Source organism: Streptomyces sp. NBC_00873, from assembly GCF_045207415.1.
Taxonomy (GTDB): Bacteria; Actinomycetota; Actinomycetes; order Streptomycetales; family Streptomycetaceae; genus Streptomyces.
In genome coordinates, this window is the sequence record NZ_CP108803.1 from 7605329 (window position 1) to 7624832 (window position 19504).

Annotated in this window: 19 protein-coding genes, 1 pseudogene and 1 riboswitch; of the genes and pseudogenes, 11 read left to right on the plus strand and 9 right to left on the minus strand. The window is 70.2% G+C overall.

Annotated features, from left to right (window positions below; all coding sequences use genetic code 11):
• The first annotated feature begins 76 nt into the window (after positions 1-76).
• Positions 77-174, plus strand: a riboswitch (glycine riboswitch).
• A 194-nt stretch (positions 175-368) separates the two neighbouring features.
• A complete protein-coding gene (gcvP, locus tag OH809_RS35100) occupies positions 369-3254 on the plus strand; it encodes an aminomethyl-transferring glycine dehydrogenase (protein ID WP_406516035.1) in 2886 nt (961 codons plus the stop codon).
• A gap of 86 nt (positions 3255-3340) precedes the next feature.
• Here gcvP and OH809_RS35105 read toward each other — a convergent pair whose 3' ends face one another.
• Both OH809_RS35105 and OH809_RS35110 read right to left on the minus strand, forming a co-directional pair.
• Positions 3341-3547, minus strand: coding sequence for a DUF5999 family protein (locus OH809_RS35105; RefSeq protein ID WP_323135913.1), 207 nt, complete (start codon positions 3545-3547; stop codon positions 3341-3343).
• Between the two features lie 340 nt (positions 3548-3887).
• Entirely contained in the window at positions 3888-4481 is a 594-nt protein-coding gene (locus tag OH809_RS35110) for a hypothetical protein (protein WP_406417490.1), read from the minus strand.
• Between the two features lie 481 nt (positions 4482-4962).
• Between OH809_RS35110 and OH809_RS35115 the strand changes: the two genes are divergently transcribed.
• A complete protein-coding gene (locus OH809_RS35115) occupies positions 4963-6468 on the plus strand; it encodes a glutamate-cysteine ligase family protein (protein ID WP_406417489.1) in 1506 nt (501 codons plus the stop codon).
• A 60-nt stretch (positions 6469-6528) separates the two neighbouring features.
• Here the strand turns inward: OH809_RS35115 and OH809_RS35120 are convergent.
• Positions 6529-6927: pseudogene (locus OH809_RS35120) on the minus strand (hypothetical protein); the annotation flags it as partial.
• Between the two features lie 5 nt (positions 6928-6932).
• On the opposite strand from OH809_RS35120, the gene OH809_RS35125 reads away from it, so the two are divergent.
• Together OH809_RS35125 and OH809_RS35130 are read left to right on the plus strand one after the other, a co-directional pair.
• On the plus strand, positions 6933-7172 hold the full coding sequence (locus OH809_RS35125) for a hypothetical protein (RefSeq protein WP_406417488.1): 240 nt from the start codon (positions 6933-6935) through the stop codon (positions 7170-7172).
• Between the two features lie 189 nt (positions 7173-7361).
• A complete protein-coding gene (locus OH809_RS35130; protein WP_406417486.1) occupies positions 7362-8141 on the plus strand; it encodes a CPBP family intramembrane glutamic endopeptidase in 780 nt (259 codons plus the stop codon).
• 59 nt (positions 8142-8200) lie between these two features.
• On the opposite strand, the gene OH809_RS35135 is transcribed toward OH809_RS35130, so the two are convergent.
• Both OH809_RS35135 and OH809_RS35140 read right to left on the minus strand, forming a co-directional pair.
• A complete protein-coding gene (locus tag OH809_RS35135; protein WP_406417484.1) occupies positions 8201-9022 on the minus strand; it encodes a PhzF family phenazine biosynthesis protein in 822 nt (273 codons plus the stop codon).
• A gap of 86 nt (positions 9023-9108) precedes the next feature.
• Entirely contained in the window at positions 9109-9912 is an 804-nt protein-coding gene (locus OH809_RS35140) for a class I SAM-dependent methyltransferase (RefSeq protein WP_406417482.1), read from the minus strand.
• A 132-nt stretch (positions 9913-10044) separates the two neighbouring features.
• On the opposite strand from OH809_RS35140, the gene OH809_RS35145 reads away from it, so the two are divergent.
• Positions 10045-10650, plus strand: a complete 606-nt coding sequence (locus OH809_RS35145) for a PadR family transcriptional regulator (protein ID WP_406417481.1) — start codon at positions 10045-10047, stop codon at positions 10648-10650.
• An 86-nt stretch (positions 10651-10736) separates the two neighbouring features.
• Here the strand turns inward: OH809_RS35145 and OH809_RS35150 are convergent, their stop codons facing one another.
• A complete protein-coding gene (locus OH809_RS35150) occupies positions 10737-11168 on the minus strand; it encodes an SRPBCC family protein (protein ID WP_406417479.1) in 432 nt (143 codons plus the stop codon).
• A 504-nt stretch (positions 11169-11672) separates the two neighbouring features.
• Here OH809_RS35150 and OH809_RS35155 point away from each other — a divergent pair.
• The 4 genes from OH809_RS35155 (at position 11673) to OH809_RS35170 (ending at position 14746) form a co-directional block, all read left to right on the plus strand.
• Positions 11673-12224: a Clp protease N-terminal domain-containing protein gene (locus OH809_RS35155; protein ID WP_406424806.1), complete on the plus strand. Its 552-nt coding sequence runs from the start codon at positions 11673-11675 to the stop codon at positions 12222-12224.
• 111 nt (positions 12225-12335) lie between these two features.
• Entirely contained in the window at positions 12336-12527 is a 192-nt protein-coding gene (locus OH809_RS35160; RefSeq protein ID WP_406417477.1) for a hypothetical protein, read from the plus strand.
• Between the two features lie 93 nt (positions 12528-12620).
• Positions 12621-13631 (plus strand): EamA family transporter, encoded by a 1011-nt coding sequence (locus OH809_RS35165; protein WP_406417475.1) that lies wholly within the window; start codon positions 12621-12623, stop codon positions 13629-13631.
• A 158-nt stretch (positions 13632-13789) separates the two neighbouring features.
• Positions 13790-14746, plus strand: coding sequence for a DMT family transporter (locus OH809_RS35170; protein ID WP_406417473.1), 957 nt, complete (start codon positions 13790-13792; stop codon positions 14744-14746).
• 43 nt (positions 14747-14789) lie between these two features.
• Here the strand turns inward: OH809_RS35170 and OH809_RS35175 are convergent, their stop codons facing one another.
• Positions 14790-15485, minus strand: a complete 696-nt coding sequence (locus OH809_RS35175) for a pyridoxamine 5'-phosphate oxidase family protein (RefSeq protein ID WP_406417472.1) — start codon at positions 15483-15485, stop codon at positions 14790-14792.
• A gap of 35 nt (positions 15486-15520) precedes the next feature.
• Between OH809_RS35175 and OH809_RS35180 the strand changes: the two genes are divergently transcribed.
• On the plus strand, positions 15521-16852 hold the full coding sequence (locus OH809_RS35180) for an aminotransferase class I/II-fold pyridoxal phosphate-dependent enzyme (RefSeq protein WP_406417470.1): 1332 nt from the start codon (positions 15521-15523) through the stop codon (positions 16850-16852).
• 9 nt (positions 16853-16861) lie between these two features.
• Here the strand turns inward: OH809_RS35180 and OH809_RS35185 are convergent, their stop codons facing one another.
• On the minus strand, positions 16862-17911 hold the full coding sequence (locus tag OH809_RS35185) for a DMT family transporter (protein WP_406417469.1): 1050 nt from the start codon (positions 17909-17911) through the stop codon (positions 16862-16864).
• A gap of 74 nt (positions 17912-17985) precedes the next feature.
• Here OH809_RS35185 and OH809_RS35190 point away from each other — a divergent pair, with 74 nt between their 5' ends.
• Positions 17986-18915 (plus strand): LysR family transcriptional regulator, encoded by a 930-nt coding sequence (locus tag OH809_RS35190; RefSeq protein WP_406417467.1) that lies wholly within the window; start codon positions 17986-17988, stop codon positions 18913-18915.
• Positions 18916-18939: 24 nt separating this feature from the next.
• Here the strand turns inward: OH809_RS35190 and OH809_RS35195 are convergent, their stop codons facing one another.
• A complete protein-coding gene (locus tag OH809_RS35195; protein WP_406417465.1) occupies positions 18940-19410 on the minus strand; it encodes a pyridoxamine 5'-phosphate oxidase family protein in 471 nt (156 codons plus the stop codon).
• Positions 19411-19504: the final 94 nt, after the last annotated feature.

Here is a 19504-nt window from a genome sequence, read left to right on the forward strand (position 1 = left end):
ACGAAAGTGCAGATTCGGGCTGTCGGCCACTTGAGAATTCCGTCGCGAGCCCCGCTGGTAGGCTGGTGATGGCTGCTGACCCCGTGCGGGAGAGTCTTCCGGAGCACATCCGGCAGGCGCCGAAGGAGCAAATCCTCCCCGGAATCTCTCAGGCCCCCGTACCGCACGGACGAGGTCACTCTGGAAAGCAGGGCGGGTTTCGTGGCGGCAGCAGCCGGGACGGATCCCTCCCTCACCGACGGTGAAAGCCGGTATGCCTCAGGGCGCACCGGTGAAGCTCTCAGGTTGAGATGACAGAGGGGGAGGCCGTCCGGGCACCCGCGCCGTGGTGCCCCTCGCAGGTCGTGACAGACCAGGAGGCCTCCACCATGACCCCCCGTCGCACTCCGCTCTCCCAGCTGGAGCAGGGCATCCCCTTCGAGCAGCGCCACATCGGCCCCGATGCCGAGGCGCAGGCGAAGATGCTCGCCCAGGTCGGTTACGGCTCGCTCGACGACCTCACCGCGGCCGCAGTGCCCGATGTGATCAAGAGTGCGGAGGCGCTGCAGCTGCCGTCGGCCCGTACCGAGGCCGAGGTCCTTGCCGAGCTCCGCACCCTGGCCGACCGCAACCAGGTGCTCGCCCCGATGATCGGGCTCGGCTACTACGGCACGTTCACCCCGCCGGTGATCCTCCGCAACGTCATGGAGAATCCCGCCTGGTACACGGCCTACACGCCGTACCAGCCGGAGATCTCGCAAGGCCGCCTGGAGGCGCTCCTCAACTTCCAGACGATGGTCGCCGAGCTCACCGGGCTGCCCACCTCCGGCGCCTCGCTGCTCGACGAGGGCACCGCCGCTGCCGAGGCCATGGCGCTCGCCCGACGCGTCGGCAAGGTCAAGGACGGAGTCTTCCTGGTCGACTCCGACACCCTGCCCCAGACCATTGCCGTGATCGAGACCCGCGCCGAGCCGACCGGTGTCGAGGTCGTCGTCGCCGATCTCGCCGCGGGTATCCCCGCTGAGATCGCCGGGCGCGGTGTCTTCGGCGTGCTGCTCCAGTACCCCGGTGCCTCCGGCGCCGTCCGCGACATCAAGCCCTTCATAGAGCAGGCCCACGAGCTCGGCGCGATCGTCACCGTCGCCGCCGACCTGCTCGCCCTGACCCTGCTGACCTCGCCCGGTGACCTCGGCGCGGACATCGCCGTCGGCACCACGCAGCGCTTCGGTGTCCCGATGGGCTTCGGTGGACCGCACGCTGGCTTCATGGCCGTACGCGAGAAGTTCGCCCGCAGCTTGCCCGGCCGCCTCGTCGGTGTCTCCGTCGACGCGGACGGCAACAAGGCGTACCGGCTCGCCCTGCAGACCCGCGAGCAGCACATCCGTCGCGAGAAGGCCACCAGCAACATCTGTACCGCGCAGGTGCTGCTCGCCGTGATGGCCGGGATGTACGCGGTCTACCACGGCCCCGACGGCTTGCGGATGATCGCGCAGCGCACCCACCGCTACGCCACGATCCTGGCCGAGGGCCTGCGCGCGGCCGGGGTCGACGTCGAGACCGGCGCCTACTTCGACACGCTCACTGTGCGTGTCCCCGGCAAGGCAGCGGATGTCGTGGCCGACGCCCGCGACCGCGGGGTCAACCTGCGTCTTGTCAACGCCGACCGGGTCTCCCTCGCCTGCGACGAGACCACCACGCGTGCGCAGCTCGCCGCCGTCTGGGCCGCCTTCGGCGCCGACGGTGACATCGAGGCGCTGGACGCCGCTGCCGCCGACGCGCTGCCCGAGTCCCTGCTGCGCACCGGCGAGATCCTCACCCATCCAGTCTTCCACCAGCACCGCTCCGAGACCGCGATGCTGCGCTACCTGCGCAAGCTCGCCGACCGTGACTACGCGCTGGACCGCGGCATGATCCCGCTCGGCTCCTGCACCATGAAGCTGAACGCGACCACCGAGATGGAGTCGATCACCTGGCCCGAGTTCGGTGCGCTGCACCCGTTCGCGCCGGCCGAACAGGCGGAGGGCTACCTCACGCTGATCCGTGAGCTGGAGGAGCGCCTCGCCGAGGTCACCGGCTACGACGCGGTCTCCATCCAGCCGAACGCGGGCTCGCAGGGCGAGTTCGCGGGCCTGCTCGCCGTGCGTGCGTACCACCGGGCCAACGGCGACGAGCAGCGGACCGTCTGCCTCATTCCGTCCTCCGCGCACGGCACCAACGCCGCGAGCGCCGTGATGGCGGGCATGAAGGTCGTCGTGGTGAAGACCGCCGACGACGGTGAGGTCGACGTCGAGGACCTCCGCGCCAAGATCGAGAAGCACCGCGACGAGCTCGCCGTGCTCATGATCACGTACCCGTCGACGCACGGTGTGTTCGAGGAGCACGTCGCCGACATCTGCGCCGAGGTGCACGATGCGGGCGGTCAGGTGTACGTCGACGGCGCCAACCTCAACGCACTGGTCGGTCTTGCCAAGCCCGGTCGGTTCGGCGGCGACGTGTCGCACCTGAACCTGCACAAGACCTTCTGCATCCCGCACGGCGGCGGTGGCCCCGGTGTCGGCCCGGTCGGCGTGCGCGCCCATCTGGCGCCGTACCTGCCGAACCACCCGCTGCAGCCCGCCGCGGGCCCCGAGACCGGTGTCGGACCGATCTCGGCCGCGCCCTGGGGCTCGGCCGGTATTCTCCCGATCTCCTGGGCGTACGTACGCCTGATGGGCGGGGAGGGCCTCAAGCGCGCGACGCAGGTCGCCGTACTCGCGGCCAACTACATCGCCAAGCGTCTGGAACCGCACTACCCGATCCTGTACAACGGCCCGGCCGGTCTGGTCGCGCACGAGTGCATCGTGGATCTGCGGCCGATCTCCAAGGCGACCGGGATCAGCGTCGACAACATCGCCAAGCGTCTGATCGACTACGGCTTCCACTCGCCGACCATGTCGTTCCCGGTGGCGGGCACGCTGATGATCGAGCCGACCGAGAGCGAGAACCTCGCCGAGCTCGACCGCTTCTGCGACACGATGATCGCCATCCGCGGCGAGGTCGAGAAGGTGGCCTCCGGCGAATGGAGTGCGGACGACAACCCGCTGACCAACGCCCCGCACACCGCCGCCATGCTCGGCGGGGAGTGGACGCACGCGTACAGCCGCGAGACGGCCGTCTTCCCGGCCGGAGTCTCGGCCGCCGACAAGTACTGGCCGCCGGTGCGCCGGATCGACGGTGCGTTCGGTGACCGCAACCTCGTCTGCTCCTGCCCGGCGCTGGACGAGTACGACAACTGACCCACCCGTTCGGGTGTGACGCGGACATGCCTCGGGGCCGGTTCGGAGATCTTCTCCGGGCCGGCCCCATTTCTTACGGGCCGCGGTCAGGCGGCCTTCATCACCCGGCCGGCGTCCAGCGGCCGGTGCGGAGCGATGATCTGCCCGTCCGGGAGCAGCTCACCGGTGTCCTCGAAGAGCAGGACGCCGTTGCACAGCAGGCTCCAGCCCTGTTCCGGGTGGTGTGCCATCAGGCGTGCGGCTTCCCGGTCGGCTGAGTCGGCGGTCGGGCAGGGTGGCTTGTGCTGGCACATGGCTGGGTTCTTTCGCTGCGTTGTAGTGAGTGTCCTGCGGCTTGATGAGGTGTTCATGGCCGCCCCCCCGTATCTATCGGTCCGGTTCCAGTGTTGCCCCACGGGCGCCAATCCGCAGGGATTTCGCGGCAGCGCTGCTCCTACTCTCATGACGCATCACCCGGGCGGACGGTTCAATACAACTGCACTGTCCCTTCGGGTGGTTCGGGGTGGCCGGACCGGACTAGTCCGGATGGGACCGGGGGCGCCCGCCGTCCCGCGCTGCGTGTCCCGCAGCACTGTGCCCCGCCACCGGAAACGGCGACGGGGCACAGTACGGCGTGCCGGAGGCGGGACGGGGTCAGGCGGGTGAACCGAGCAGGGGGCCGGGGCCGGGGGTGATGCGCAGGGTCATGACGGGGAGCAGATCGGCGACCCGGTGCGGGCGGTGTGCCGCGATACCCGGTGGGGCGGGAGCCAGCGGTACCAGAAGATCGGTGGGGGCGAGGGTGCCACCCGACGGGTCGGCCTTGATGTCCTCGTGCAACCACAGCGTCAGCATGTAGAGCTCCGGGATCGACAGCAGGCGGGGCTGGTAGTGGGGTGTCACCGTCTCCGTCTGGCGCAGGGCGAGTTCGGTCGATGCGATGTAAGGGCCCTCCAAGAAGTGCGAGAAGGCCCAGCCGTCCGGGGTGAGCATGGTATCGGCCGCGGCGACGGCCCGCTCCGAGCTGCGGATCAGGAAGCGCCACGCGGTCAGCCGGGTGCGCGGCGCGAGCCCGCTCGGGCCGATCCGGTCCAGTACATGGACGGGGAGCGGGAGTTCGGGGCTCAGAGGTCCCTGGACGGACCGGAGAGCCGGGGTGCGGGCCTCGAGGACTGCGGTGGGTGAACCGAGTGCCGCGAGGACGCTGCGCAGGGCAGGCGCGGGAGCCGGGGGAACGTGCAGCGGCATAGTGGGTCGCCTCTCACTTCGGAGACACGGTGATGCGTGGGCGGGTGCAGACGGCGCTGTCGGCGTGCGGGGCCAGAGGAGGCCGGTGACTTGGCCGGTGCGTCAACTCTCTGCCTCGTCCGCGGAGTTTATACGACACGTGTTCACGCGGTGTTTCCACTAGCCGCCGCAGGTATTGCCGGCAAGGCGGTATCGAGACTTTATTATGCGGAGATTCTGCTGATTCGTGGTGAGCCGCGCAGCCACCGCCTGGTGTTTTTCTGCAGCCGCGGTAGGCCGAATCGCGTCGGCTTTTTACCACCGCCGGCCGACGGAAACTGCACCGTGCTGCGTGCCGTCGGAATGTGCCCGGGACGGCCGCCATCAGATTACTGGGTCCGCGCTGTCCATGGGGGCGTTATGGATCACCTCCCCTGGGCATTATCGATCGTGACGCGAGCGGCCTGGGCCGCGGGCTGCCCACTGGCGGAGGGACGCTTCGATGGGGGAGAAGGTCGTGGCGGGCGCCTTTGACCTGTCCGATCGGCAGAGGTACCGGAGGAAACTCCACCTGTGCCTGGAGGGGCTGGGGAGGCTCCTGGCGGAGCAGAGGTTCGACCGCCCCCGCAACCTCATGGGCATGGAGATCGAGCTCAATCTGGCGGGTTCGGACGGCCTGCCCCGGATGATGAATGCGGAGGTGCTCGAGCGGATCGCGAGCCGTGATTTCCAGACCGAACTCGGGATGTTCAATCTGGAAGTGAACATAGTTCCGCATCACCTGGCCGGTCGTGTTTTCGATCAGCTGGCCGAGGAGCTCAGGACCGGTCTCGGATATGCGCACCGGAAGGCGGGCGAGGTCGCTGCCGGGATCATGATGATCGGAATACTGCCGACCCTCGGCAGCGCGGACCTGGTCGCGGCGAACCTCTCGGACGTGGACCGCTACACGCTGCTCAACGATCAGATAGTGGCGGCGCGCGGCGAGGATTTCGCCCTCGATATCGAAGGCGTGGAGCGATTGGTCTGCACCTCCACCTCGATCACACCCGAAGCGGCCTGTACATCGGTCCAGCTGCATCTGCAGGTCACCCCGGCGCGTTTCGCGGACGTGTGGAACGCCGCCCAGGCCGTCGCCGCCGTTCAGATCGCCCTCGGCGCCAACTCGCCCTTTCTGTTCGGCAGGGAGCTGTGGCGGGAGTCGCGGCCGCCGCTCTTCCAGCAGGCCACCGACACCAGGCCGCCCGAACTGCAGAACCAGGGGGTGCGCCCGAGAACCTGGTTCGGCGAGCGATGGATCAGCTCGGCGTACGAGCTTTTCGAGGAGAACCTGCGCTACTTCCCGCCGCTGCTCCCGATCTGCGACGAGGAGGACCCGCTGCGGGTGCTCGACGAGGGCGGCGTGCCGGGACTCCAGGAGCTCGTGCTGCACAACGGTACGGTCTACCGCTGGAACCGGCCGGTGTACGGCCTGGCCGACGGCGTCCCCCATCTCCGTGTCGAGAACCGTGTCCTGCCCGCCGGGCCGACCGTCACCGACGTGATCGCCAATGCCGCGCTCTACTACGGCCTGGTGCGGGCGCTCGCCGAGGAGTCCCGTCCGGTGTGGACCAGGCTGCCGTTCGCCGCGGCAGCCGAGAACTTCGACACCGCCTGCCGCCGAGGCATCGACACCGAGCTGGTCTGGCCCCGGCCGGGGCGGTCGGGCGGGCTGACGCGGGTGGCGGCCGTCAAGCTCGTACGGGACGAACTGCTGCCGCTGGCCGCGGCGGGGCTCGACGCCTGGAACATCGAGCCCGCGGACCGCGACCACTACCTCGGGGTCATCGAGGAGCGCTGCAAACGGCGGGTGAACGGGGCGTCCTGGCAGGTGGACACGTACCACCGGGGGGTGGACGCCGGGCTCGGCCGGGACGCGACGCTCGCGGCCACCACCCGCCGGTACGCCGAGTTGATGCATTCCGGCGAACCGGTGCACAGCTGGCCGGTGGGTCTCCCCGTGTCGTAGTGGGTGTGCCGCGGCGCGCCCGGTGTCTGCCGTCCCCGGCCGGTGCCCGCCTGGGCACGGCTACTCCTGGGCCGCGCGGCCGGCCTGCCCGGCCGTCATCACTGCCTGCAGGATCACCGCCTGGATCTCGGCAGGGTCGTTGACCCGGTACTTGCCGCCACCGGTCACCTTGCCCATCTCCGCCACCTCCTGGCGGTCGGCCTCGGGGCCGACCGCGATGGCGAGGAGCGGTACCGGGCGCTCAGGGTCGGCGATCCGTTCGAGCTCCGCGATCAGCCCGCTGCGGGAGATGGATTTGTCGTCCTGGTTCGAACCGTCGGTGAGGATCACGACGGCGTTGAGCTTGCCCTACACATACGTCGACTGAACCTCCTTGTAGGCGGTCGGCGTGGTGTCGTACAGACCCGTCGCACCGTCCGGCACCGGTTGCAGTGCGGCGAACGGCGCGGCGAGCTTCTTCGTCCGTGCGTGCCTTGTCGGCGACGGCGCGCACGGCGGGGGCGATGTCGGGCGAGGCCATCACTGTGAGCCGTACCGCGGAGTCCTCGCACGACTTCGAGAACGACAGCACGCCACCCTGCACCGCGGCTGCCGTACCTGCCGCCACGGCGAGGACGGGCATGGCGGCGATGACAACGGTGCGGCGACGCGGCGGAGAACCGTCCCCGCTGTCATCCGTCGCTCAGCCGTCGGGCAAGCTGTGACGTCCCATGTCGGTGGTGCCCCTCCTTGAGGATGAACAAGGAAAAGGAGGACCACACCGTCGTCAATGGTGGTCCCCCGGCCGGTCGCGCATGATCTTCGTACCTGCATTCGAGACACTGGCGGGACGGGGAGTGGGATGAGATGCGAATGCACAACTGAAGGCAGGTGTACAGGTGACGGAGGGGCGCGTGGCTGATTCTTGTCCCCAAGAGGCTGTGTCACGGCGGATCCTACGGTCCGAAACGGTGCTGGTGCTGGCTCTCTCACTGGGTGCCAGCGGAGTGTCTGCCCTGATCAGTTTTGTCGGATCACTGACGAAACCAGGGGGTTTGAAGGATCAGGCCGCGACGCTCAACAGTTCATACGCCCCGGGACGGCCATGGCTGGATCTCGCCTGGCAGCTCTTCGACATCGCCACGGCCCTGGTCCCCGTGGCGCTGGTGGCGCATCTGCTGATCAGGGAGGGTGTGGGCCTGCGGGCCATCGGCTTCGACCGGACCAGACCAGGGCCGGACCTGGGGCGCGGCACGGTGATCGCGGCGGGCATCGGCAGTGCCGGGCTGGCCTTCTATCTGGTGGCGCGGGCCGCCGGTTTCAATCTCACGGTGGTTCCGGAGTCGCTGCCCGACGTGTGGTGGAAGTTCCCGGTACTGATCCTCTCCGCACTCCAGAACGCCGTGCTGGAGGAAGTGATCGTCGTCGGGTATCTGCTGCGCAGACTCGGACAGTTGGGGTGGACGCCGATGGCCGCCCTGGTGGCGAGTTCGGTGCTGCGCGGCTCGTACCACCTGTATCAGGGGATCGGCGGGTTCATCGGCAACATGGTGATGGGCGTCGTCTTCGTGCTGCTGTACCGGCGTTGGGGGCGCGTCGGGCCCCTGGTCGCGGCGCATGCGCTGCTCGACATCGGGGCGTTCGTCGGATACGCGCTGCTGGCCGGCAAGGTGGGGTGGCTGCCCACGCCGTGAGCGGGTGGCGCGCAAGGAGGGGGCGTACCGATCATTGCGTACGCCCCCTCTCTCGTCGCTCAGAACGTGGTCAGCAGTTCTCCGTCGACGACTGTCACCGCGCTGCCCGTCAGCAGTGTGCGGTCGCCGCGCAGCGATGTTCGGACCAGGCCGGAACGGGCGGAGGCCTGCAGGCCGGTCAGCTCGTCACGGCCGAACCGGGCCGACCAGAAGGGGGCCAGCGCGGTGTGGGCGCTGCCGGTGACCGGGTCCTCGTCGATACCGACCCGGGGGAAGAAGCCGCGGGAGACGTAGTCGTAGCCACGGGCCGGGTCCTCGGCGGCGGCCGTGGCGATGATGCCGCGCCGTGAGCAGGCGGCCAGCCCGGCGAAGTCCGGGGTCAGTCCGCGTACGGACTCCTCGTCGGCCAGTTCGACGAGGAGGTCGCCGATGTGGGCGCCGGTGTCGTGGACGGACAGCGGTTCCGCGCCCAGGGCGACGGCCAGTCCGGCCGGGGTGGAGGCCGGCGCGAGCGGGGCTGTGGGGAAGTCGAGTGTGAGTGAGCCGTCCGAGTGGGCAGTGGAGGTGAGGATCCCGCAGCGGGCGGCGAAACGCACCGTTCCGTCGGCCGTTCCGGTCGTGCGCAGGACGTGGGCCGTGGCGAGGGTGGCGTGCCCGCACATGTCCACTTCGGTGGCCGGGGTGAACCAGCGCAGCGCCCAGTCCGCCTCTCCGCCCGGCGGCAGCGGGTGCGCGAAGGCGGTCTCGGAGAGGTTCATCTCCAGAGCGACCTGCTGGAGCCGGTCGGCTGCGGGGAAGGTGTCGGAGTCCAGGAGCAGGACGGCTGCGGGGTTGCCGGTGAAGGGGCGGTCGGTGAACGCGTCGACGATTCGGATCCTCATGGGATGACCGTAGAGGTTCTGGAGAGCGGCGGACCAAGGCCAATTCCAGGCGGCTGGCCCGGGATTCCGAGAGTCTCCCAGGGGCGCTACGGCCGGCGTCCCCACGCGGAGACGAGCGGAGCGGTGGTCAGATCGAGGCGTCCGGTGGCGACGTTCTTCAGGTGCCGGTCGATCTCCTCGTCGGTGGCGAGTCCCGACGTCACGAGCCGGTCGCGGATCTGGCGCACGGTGGCGGCCTCAAGCACGGTGCACGCCGGGGAGGTGATCGGGAAGTACGCATCGGCCTGCACATCGTCCAGACCCGCCTCGCGCAGCAGCCGGGGCAAGGTCCGGCCGTAGGCGAGGTCTGCACCGCGGGCCGCCATGAGTTCGCGGAAGCCTGACCGGAGGCGATTGGCGAGGCGCTGTTCGGGGCCCGACTCGTCCGGGCACAGCAGCGGCTGCAACCCGGGGTCTGCGTCCTCCAGGAGGAGTACACCACCGGGCCGCAGCGCCTGAATCATGCGGCGCAGCGCCTCGGCACGGTCAGTGACGTGCACCAGGACCAGCCGGGCATGGACCAGGTCGAAGCCACCGGGAGGCGGGGGATCGGCGGCGACATCGTGGCGCAGTACCTCGACGACTTCGTCCGCGGCGCCCTGCGCCCACGACACATCGATGTCCGTCGCGACCACCGCGCCGGTCGGACCGACTCGCGCGGCCAGGCCGGCGGGAACGGAGGGGCCGCCGGCTCCGACCTCCCAGCAGCGCATGCCCGCGGTGATGCCCAGCCGGTCGACATGCCGGAAGGTCACCGGGTCGAAGAGTTCGGCGAGGGCGCCGAAGCGGATGCCCGCCTCGGACTGCCGGTTGTCGAGCAGGTAGCCGTGGTCCGGGCCGGGTGCAGTCATGTCGCATCGCCTTCGTCCTGTGCGTCTCGGAGCAAGTATGCAAGCAAGGCCCTTCCGAAGCGATTGCCGTAAGACCGGTTCCGATATATCGTTGACGCATCGCGACAGATCAGCGATGGAGGGAGCGTAGCGATGCGTTCACATGGACACGAGCATGAGCACGGACATGGGCACTGCGGGCCCGGTCATCACGGTCGGGGTGACTTCGAGGGCCGCCGTGCCGCATTCGGGCAGTTCGGACCCCCGTTCGGTGGTGGTCCGTTCGGTGGGGGGCGCGGTCGCGGTGGCGGCCGGGGGAGGGCGCGGCGCGGTGACGTACGCGCTTCGATCCTGGCGCTGCTGAAGGACCGGCCGATGCACGGGTACGAGATGATCCAGGAGATCGGCGAGCGCAGCGGCGGGGCCTGGCGGCCCAGTCCCGGTTCGGTCTACCCGACCCTCCAGCTGCTGGAGGACGAGGGGCTGATCGTCAGCGCGAGCGAGGGCGGCAAGAAGCTGTTCACGCTCACCGACACCGGCCGCACCGAGGCGGCATCCGGGCCGGACGCGCCCTGGGAAGAGGTCGGGCGCGGGGTCGACTGGGAGAGCGTCAACGAGATCCGGCAGGCCGGCTTCGGTCTGATGGAGGCCTTCGGCCAGGTCTGGAAGACCGGCTCGACCGATCAGCGCCAGAAGGCGCTGTCGCTGATCAATGACGCCCGGAAGAAGCTCTATCTGATCCTTGCCGACGAGCACTGACCCGAGGGGTGGTCCCGGCGGGTGTGGTGCGAAGGGCCCTGTGGCTGAGGGCGGATTCACGGGGCCCTTCGTTCGTCCGGTGGTGGTCAGGCGGCGACCAGCCCGCCCAGTTTGCGCAGCGACTCGACGAGTGCCGCGGTCGCCGAGTCCTTGAGCTTGCCCGCCATCAGGGAGACCGCGGCTCCGGTGAACTTTCCGTCGATCCGGACCGTGGTGGCATCGCCGTCGGGTGTCAGTGAGTAGCGCATCGCCAGATCGACGCCCATCGGCCCCTTGCCCTTGGTGGTCAGCAGCCGGGCGGTCTCCAGCTCCGCCACGGTCCAGGTCACCTCGGCGGGGAAGCCCATGAGCTTCATGTTCTCCTCGTAGGTGGCCGCGAGTTCGAGTGTGGCCGGGCCGCCCTTGGGGAAGCTGGTGTGGGTGGCGTTCCACTGGCCGTACGCGGTGAAGTCCGTCAGCTGGGCCCAGACCTTTTCGGCCGGCGCTTCGATACGCGCTGCGGCACTGACTTCGGCCATGCGACCACCCCTTCTCGTCGGGTTACGGTGTCGCGGAACGTAGCCGCAGTAGCGAAAACATTTAATACTGATGAACTGTCAGATCTGCTGGGTCCGCTTCGTGCGCCAGATCGGCGCCACGTCGAACCGGTCGGAGGTGCGGGGTGCTGGCCGTCGTCGTGGCAGTGGAACGCCGCCCGGAACAGGTCGGCGGGCAGGGCGTCACGGGGGCCGTGGACCCGGTAGGTGCGCCCCCGTTCCGACGATCGCCGGCAGGGCGGCCAACCAGCTCACTTCTGTTGCTCCTTTCCGGCCGCCGTACGCGTGATGTGGGGGACGTGTACGGGGCGGCTCGCGGAGTGCAGGGCAAGGCGGCGCGCGCCGTTTCCGGCAATCGGATCCGCGAATAGCGAGATCTCATCCGTAAGGAGGAGGAACCGCTCTGGTGTCCCCAACTTCGGCGGGATGTGTAAATGGGCCCTTCCGGGGATGCTCGGGCGCCCCGGGACTGATGGGGTGAGAGGTGTGCAAAACCGGATGCCGCGGATTCCTCAGCAGCCCGCACCGAACCGTGCTGAACTCGGAGCCAGACTCACCGTGGAGCTGGCCTCGGTGGTGACGGGTGCCCGCAGGCGCGCCCTGCGTGACGGTGACCGGCAGATCGACACGGCTCATCTGCTGCATTCCCTCATCGAGTCGGATCCCGAGGTCCGCACCGCATTCGAGGGCGGACCGGAGCTCGCGAAGGTGCTCGGCTACCTCGTGCAGCGCTCCATCGGTTACGGGCTTCGCTGGCAGGGCACCGTGGAGGACTCCGGCGCGGTTCCGGTCGTTACTCAGGTGGCTGCCGGGGCAGGGGACGCGGGGGTGGAGGGCTGGTCGCCCTCGGCTCTGTCGGCGATGGCCGGTGCCAGGGAGCGCGCGGAGCTGCGCGGGGACGTGCGGGCCGGCGGGCTCGATCTGCTCGCGGCACTGGCCGACGACCCGGAATGCAGGGCTGTCGAGGTGCTGGAGCGGGCCGGCGTCGATGCGGTGCGGCTCGCCGGCCGGATCATGGATGCGCCGGGCGGGGACTGACGGCTTCTCGTCACGCGCCTGCCTCGGCGTGGCGGTTTCCGTCAGGGCGTTGCCGGCCCGACATGGCGGTGGTGCGGCGGCTCTGTCAGGGCTGTGAGGGCCGGGCGTTTCTTGCGGTGGCTCCGTCAGCGCTGTGAGAGCGGGCCGCAGCAGGGCGGCGATGTGGTCGGCCGGGGTGTCGCGGAGGGCGTCGAGCCCGACCCCGGACTGCTGATACTCCACATCCGGGACGGACTGATCACGCGGGTACGCGACTACATGGACGGCCTGGCCGTCGCCCGGATCGGAGAGCGCATGCAGTAGTGCTCCGGTCAGGGGCCATAGTGGTATCGGAGTGTTACGCGCGACAGTGGTCACCGGGGTGACGCTCATGACGGCAGCTGTCATGATGTGCCGATGCACGCGTCTCAGGGGAGAAGCGCCGGCCTGGGACTAGCCCTGGCCTCGGCGTTCGCATTCGGTGGTTCCGGGGTGGCGGCCAAGCCGCTGATCGAGGCAGGGCTCGACCCGCTCCATGTGGTGTGGCTACGGGTGGCGGGCGCCGCCCTCGTCATGCTTCCCGTGGCGTGGCGCCACCGGGATCTCGTACGCAGCCGTCCCGTGCTGCTCCTGGGCTTCGGGCTGCTCGCCGTCGCGGGCGTCCAGGCCTGCTATTTCGCCGCGATCTCCCGTATACCCGTCGGTGTCGCGCTGCTGGTCGAATATCTGGCGCCCGCGCTCGTCCTCGGCTGGGTCCGGTTCGTGCAGCGCCGTCCCGTCACCCGGGCCGCCGCGGTCGGCGTCGTTCTCGCGGTCGGCGGTCTCGCCTGCGTGGTCGAGGTGTGGTCCGGGCTGAGCTTCGATGTCGTCGGGCTGCTGCTTGCCCTCGGTGCCGCCTGCTGCCAGGTCGGCTACTTCGTCCTCTCCGATCCGGGGAGCGGGGACAAGGCGGCGGACGCGGAGCCTCCGCATCCGGTCGGCGTCATCGCGTACGGACTGCTGATCGGTGCAGCCGTCCTCACGGTGGTGGCGCGGCCCTGGGGGATGGACTGGTCGGTCCTCGGCGGCAGCACCGGCATGAACGGCACGGAGGTTCCCGCTTGGTTGCTGCTCGGCTGGATCGTGCTGCTCGCCACCGTGATCGCCTACGTCACCGGCGTGATCTCGGTGCGGCTGCTGTCTCCTGCGGTGGCGGGTGTCGTCGCCTGTCTGGAGGCGGTCATCGCTACCGTGCTCGCCTGGGTGCTGCTCGGGGAACATCTCGCAGCGCCGCAGCTCATCGGTGGCGCCATGGTGCTGATCGGTGCGTTCATCGCCCAGTCGTCCACGCCGAAGGCGCCCTCCGGACCCGTCGCGTCGGGGCCGGGCGGGGACGGGGGCCGGGATGCCGTCGAGGGTGAGTTGTCCGCCCGCCGTGCCGCCACGTAATGTGCCGGTCATGCATCTGACTGTGCTTCCGCCGCCTGCCGCCTGACGCGGGCCGCTACTCCTGACGAAGACCGGGCTCGGGAAGTCCCCGAGCGGATCGTCGCTGCCCGCGTGCCGAGCCGAGCGACCACCATCTGTCTTCCTCAGGAGAAGTGCACGTGCCGAATCCTGCTTCCCGCCTGCCCGTCGGGCGGAGCCTGTTCTATCTGATCGTCGCCGGGGTGGCCTGGGGGACCGCAGGGGCTGCCGCCTCGCTGATCTTCCGGGTCAGCGATCTCGGTCCCCTCGCCCTCTCGTTCTGGCGCTGCGCCGGCGGTCTCGTGCTGCTGCTCGCTGCGCTCGTGCTGCGGCCACGACGCGCAGTCGTCCCCGCCGAGTCACGGCGGCGTCGTCTGCTGCGCATCCTCGGGACCGGCGTCGGCCTCACCCTGTTCCAGAGCGCGTACTTCGCGGCCGTCGAAGCGACCGGTCTCGCGGTCGGGACCGTCGTCACCCTCGGCGCCGGGCCCGTACTCATCGCCGTCGGCGCGCGGCTGACCATGGGGGAGCGGCTCGGCGGCGGGGGGCTCGCCGCGGTGCTGGGCGCGCTCGCCGGGCTCGCCGTGCTGGTGCTCGGCGGTGAAGGCGCTGCGGTGCGTCCTGCCGGGGTCGCACTGGCGCTGCTCTCCGCCTCCGGATACGCCGCCATCACCCTGCTGACCCGGTGGCTCGGCCGCGACGGCGGCGGTTCGGACCCGCTCGCCACCAGCGCGTGGGCCTTCGGGATCGGTGCGCTCGGGCTGCTGCCGATGGCGGCTGCGGAAGGGCTTGTGCCGCACACCGCGGACGCCGCCCAGGTGGTGTGGCTGCTGGTGTACGTGGCGGCCGTCCCTACCGCGCTCGCCTACGCCCTCTACTTCGCGGGCGCTGCGGTGGTGCGGGCCGCTACGGTGTCCGTGATCATGCTGCTCGAACCGGTGAGCGCCGCGGTCATCGCTGTCGTCGTACTCCGGGAGCAGCTCACCGCGGCCACGGTGGTCGGCACGCTGCTGCTCCTCACGGCGGTGGCGGGACTCGCCGTCGCCGAGACGCGCAGTGCGGCGAGCGCCCGCCGCCGGGCGGCCGTTCCCGCCTGACTGTGCCGGGGGCGGCCACCGGTGGTGGCCGCCCCCCGGGGCATCAGAGAACGGTCAGATAGTCGGGCACCGCGATGGCCGGATCGAGGTCGTCCGACGGCTGCGGCGCGCGGTAGCCGCGGGACAGCGGAACGACGCCCGCCCAGTGCGGCAGTGCGAGATCGTCCGGATCGTCGTTCGGGCCGCCGGTGCGCACCTTTGCGGACACCTCGTCGAGGTCCAGCCGGATCACGGCTGTCGCGGCAAGCTCCTTGGTGTTTGCCGGGCGGGAGTCCGCGGTCCGGCCCGGGACGACATGGTCGACGATCGCGTCGAGCGCGGTACGCCGCTCCTCCGGGTCGGTCACCGTGCGGGCGATGCCGTGGACCACCACGGAGCGGTAGTTGATCGAGTGGTGGAAGGCGGAGCGGGCCAGCACCAGCCCGTCGACATGCGTCACCGTGAGGCAGACGGGCAGGCCGGGGGTGGTCTCGCCCGCCTGCCGAAGCGGCCGCGAGCCGGTCGAGCCGTGTACGTACAGTCGCTCGCCGATCCGGCCGAAGAGCGTGGGCAGGACGACCGGTGCGCCGTCGCGGACGAAGCCGAGATGGCAGAGGTAGGCCTCGTCGAGTATCGAGTGGACCAGCTTCCGGTCGTACGAGGCCCGCTTCGGGGAACGGGTCGGGACGGTCCGCTCGGTCGGTTCGTACGGGGCTGCCGCCGCCGGGCCCGTGGTCTGCGGCGGTGCGGTGTCCGGCATGGCCAACTCCATTGCACTAGTGCATAATCGTGTTTGTGCTAGAAGAGTATCGAATCGTCGGGCGGCGTGCATCGGAGATTGCCGCGAGTGTTGAGCGAGCGGTCGGGTCGGGCGAGCTCGCGCCCGGGCAAGTGCTGCCCCCCATGCGGGAGTTGGCCGCCCAATTGGAGGTCAATCCGAATACGGTCGCGGCCGCCTACCGCACCCTTCGCGAGCGCGGGGTGATCGAGACGGCCGGTCGCCGGGGAAGTCGGGTGCGTCCGCGCCCCGCCAGTACGGCGCGTGGCTCGCTCCGGGTCGAGGCGCCGCCCGGGGCGCGCGACCTGGGAGAGGGGAACCCTGATCCGGCGTTGCTGCCACCACTGGACGAGGCGTTCGCGGCGGCCACGCGGGCGTATGCGGAGCGGCCGGGGATGTACGGAGAGGCGCCGGTGGACCCGGAGTTCGCCGCTCCGGCACGTGCCGCCCTCGACGCCGACGGGGTGCCGGCCGGGCCCGTGGCCGTCACCTCCGGATCCCTGGACGCGATCGAGCGGGTGCTGGTCGCTCATCTCAAGCCCGGTGACGCGGTCGCCGTCGAGGACCCCGGCTGGGGCTCCCTGCTCGATCTCGTACCGGCGCTGGGTCTGCGTCCCGTGCCGATTCCCGTGGACGACGAGGGGCCACTGCCCGACGCCGTCGAAGGGGCGCTGAGCGCCGGTGCCCGTGCGCTCGTGGTGACGGACCGCGCGCAGAACCCGACAGGTGCCGCTGTCGGGGCGGCGCGCGCCGAGGAGTTGCGCCGCGTTCTCGCCGGTCACCGCGGAGTGCTGCTGATCGAGGACGATCACGGGCACGCCATCGTCGATCTGCCGCTGCATCCGCTGGCGGGTGTCACGGACCGGTGGGCGTTCGTGCGGTCGGTCGCCAAGGCGTACGGGCCCGATCTGCGGGTTGCCGTGCTGACCGGGGACGCGGTCACGGTCGACCGGGTCCTGGGGCGGCAGGGGCTGGGGCCCGGCTGGGTCAGCAGGCTCCTGCAGCGGGCGGTGGCGCACCTGCTGACCTCGGGCGCCATCGACACCGACGCGGTCGCCCGGTCGTACGGGGAGCGGCGGGACGCGCTCGTCCGGGCGCTGAAGGAGCGCGGTGTCGAGGCGCACGGCCGCAGCGGTATGAATGTGTGGGTGCCGGTGAGCGACGAGACCGGGACCGTCGCCCGGCTGCTGGGCGCGGGCTGGGCGGTGGCGCCCGGGGCGCGGTTCCGGGTCGCCGCACCGCAGGGGGTCCGGCTCACCGTGTCACCGCTCACCGCGGCCGACATCGAGCCGCTGGCGGATGCGGTGGCGGCAGCGGCGGGACCGCTCCGCCCGATGAATTACGGCTGAGCAGATGAATTACGGCTGAGCCGGGTGGCGTTCGGTGGTCCGGCGGGACGGGGCGAGCGGTTCGGGCTCGGACGCGGTGGTCCGGCGGGACGGGGCGAGCTGTCGGGACTTGGGCTTACGGGCTCTGCTCTGGGTCAGGGCGGCGCCCGTCAGGACGATCAGGGCGCCGACCGGGGTGTTCCAGGTCAACTGTTCGCCGAGCAGGGCGACCCCGGCCGCGGTGGCGATGACCGGAATGAAGTACGTGACCATCTGTGCGGTCGTCGGTCCGACCTCCTCGACCAGGCCGTACTGCATCAGCACCGCAAGGCCCGTACCGAGCGCCCCCAGCGCGACGACAGCGAGCGTCGGCAGCAGGGGAAAGCCCTCCGGGGCCGACGTGAACAGAGGGGTGACCAGGGCGATCTGCACGGTGCCGAGGAAGAGCTGGCTGCCGGTCAGGGCGAGGGTGGACGACCCGCTGCCCGCCAGGGTCCTGCGGACGTAGATCCAGCCGACCGGGTAGCTGAGGGAGGCGAGGAGCGCCATCGCCGTGCCGCTGACGTCCAGCCCGGAGAAGCCCTGCCAGGCGCCCAGCACCGTCAGCACACCGAGGAAGCCGAGGCCGAGTCCCGCCACGCGGCGACGGGTCGGCCGGTCCTCGGAGAGCGCGACGAGGGACAGCGCCATCCCCCACAGCGGCGAGGTGGCGTTGCAGATGCCGGCCAGCGTCGACGGGATGGTCAGTTCGGAGTAGGCGAAGAGCGAGAACGGCAGCGCGTTGAGGAAGAACGCGGCGACGGCGAGATGGCCCCAGGTGCGGGCGGTGCGCGGCAGCCGCTCGCGGCGCACCACCATGGCGACGGCCAGCACCGCCGTCCCCGACAGGAGTCGGCCGAGCGTCACCTGGAACGGGGCGTACGCCTCGGTGCCGACCTTGATCAGGAGAAAGCTGAAGCCCCAGATGAGCGACAGTGCCGCGAAGCGGATCCGCCAGTCCAGTGCGGGGCGGCGTGCGGAGGAGGGGGCGGGAACACCGGTCGCCCGGGTGGGGGCGGCGGTCGCGGTGGGGGCGGTCATGAGGACAACGATGACGAATTCAACCGCGTAGGACAAGTGAGACTTTATGTAAGTCTTCGCGTAGCATCGCTTACATGTTGAACCTCGAGCGTCTGCGTACTCTGGACGCCCTCGCCCGCTTCGGTTCGGTGAGCGGCGCGGCCGAGGGCCTGCATGTCACCACGTCGGCAGTCTCCCAGCAGCTGGCCAAACTGGAGCGCGAAGTGGGGCAGCAGCTCCTCGCCAGGAACGGCCGCGGGGTCCGGCTCACCGACGCGGGGCAGCTGCTCGCCGACCATGCCGCGAGGATCCTGTCCCAGGTCGAGCTGGCGCAGTCCGACATCGAGGCTCAGCGCGGAGAGGTGGTGGGCGAGATCCGGCTCGGCGCGTTTCCCACCGCAGCGCGCGGACTGTTCCCGGCGATGCTTGCCACGCTGCGCGCGGACCACCCCGAACTGAAGGTGCGCACCGCCGAGTTGGAGCCGGAAGTCGGCATTCGTGCCGTGATGCGGGGCGATATCGACCTAGCGGTGGTGCTCGACTGGAGCAACAAGAGGCTGCCGGTCCCCGGCGGTCTGGCGATGGCCGAACTGCTCGACGACGCACCGGACATCGCGATGCCGGCCGGTCACCCGCTCGCGGACCGGACGGAAGTGGATCTGGAGGAATTCGCCGACGACGACTGGATCTCCTGGCCGGAGGGCGAGTTCTGTCACGACTGGCTGATGTTCACGCTGCGCTCCAAGGGAATCGAGCCGCGCATCGCTCATCTCGCGGGCGAACACCACACCCAGCTCGCGCTGATCGCCGCCGGGGTGGGTGTCTGCGTGGCGCCCCGGCTGGGGCGGGGAGCTGTGCCGGATGGGGTGCGGCTCGTGCCCGTGCGGCAGAAGATGAGACGGCACGTCCACGCCGTGTGGCGGGCGGACGCGGACCGCCGCCCGTCGATCCGGGCGGCGGTTGCGGCCCTGCGTGCGGCGGGCCGGGACTTCGACGCTCCGTTGAACGGGGACGGTGCGGCCTGACCTCGTGACGGCGGGGCGGTGGAATCAGGCCGGGTTTGCCAGTTTCCGGAAGTCCCAGGAGGTGATCGCCTCCGGGGTGAGCCGCAGCCACGCGTGCCGCCCGTCGTGCGGCATCACGTCCATCCCGAAGTACTTCGCCGCGAACAGCCGTTCCGGAAAGTCCAGTTCGGGACATGCCTCGCCGGTACGAGGGGCCTCGCCGACGAAGGCTGCCGCGCCCGAGAGCTCGACGCCACGCAGTTCTCCGTACTCCACCCCGTCGTCGACGACCACCGCGATCTTCGGGTCCTGGCGCAGCTGTGACCAGCGCAGGGACCGGGTGATCGAGTACAGCCAGAGCGAGGTGCCGTCCCAGGTGAACCAGAGTGCGCCGATGTGCGGGCGGCCGTCGGCGGAGACGGTGGCGACCCGACAGGTGCGCTGCTCCGCGAGGTACGTGTCGCGTTCCGCGTCCGTCATCATGATCCGACGGCCCCGTCGCTGAATGATGGCCATGGGGCGCCCCTTCCCATTAGCTGACCAGGTGTCAGAAATCATGGATCCTCTTCCCTCCTGGCGCAATGGCCGTTAGCCTCGCGCGCCCGGCCGT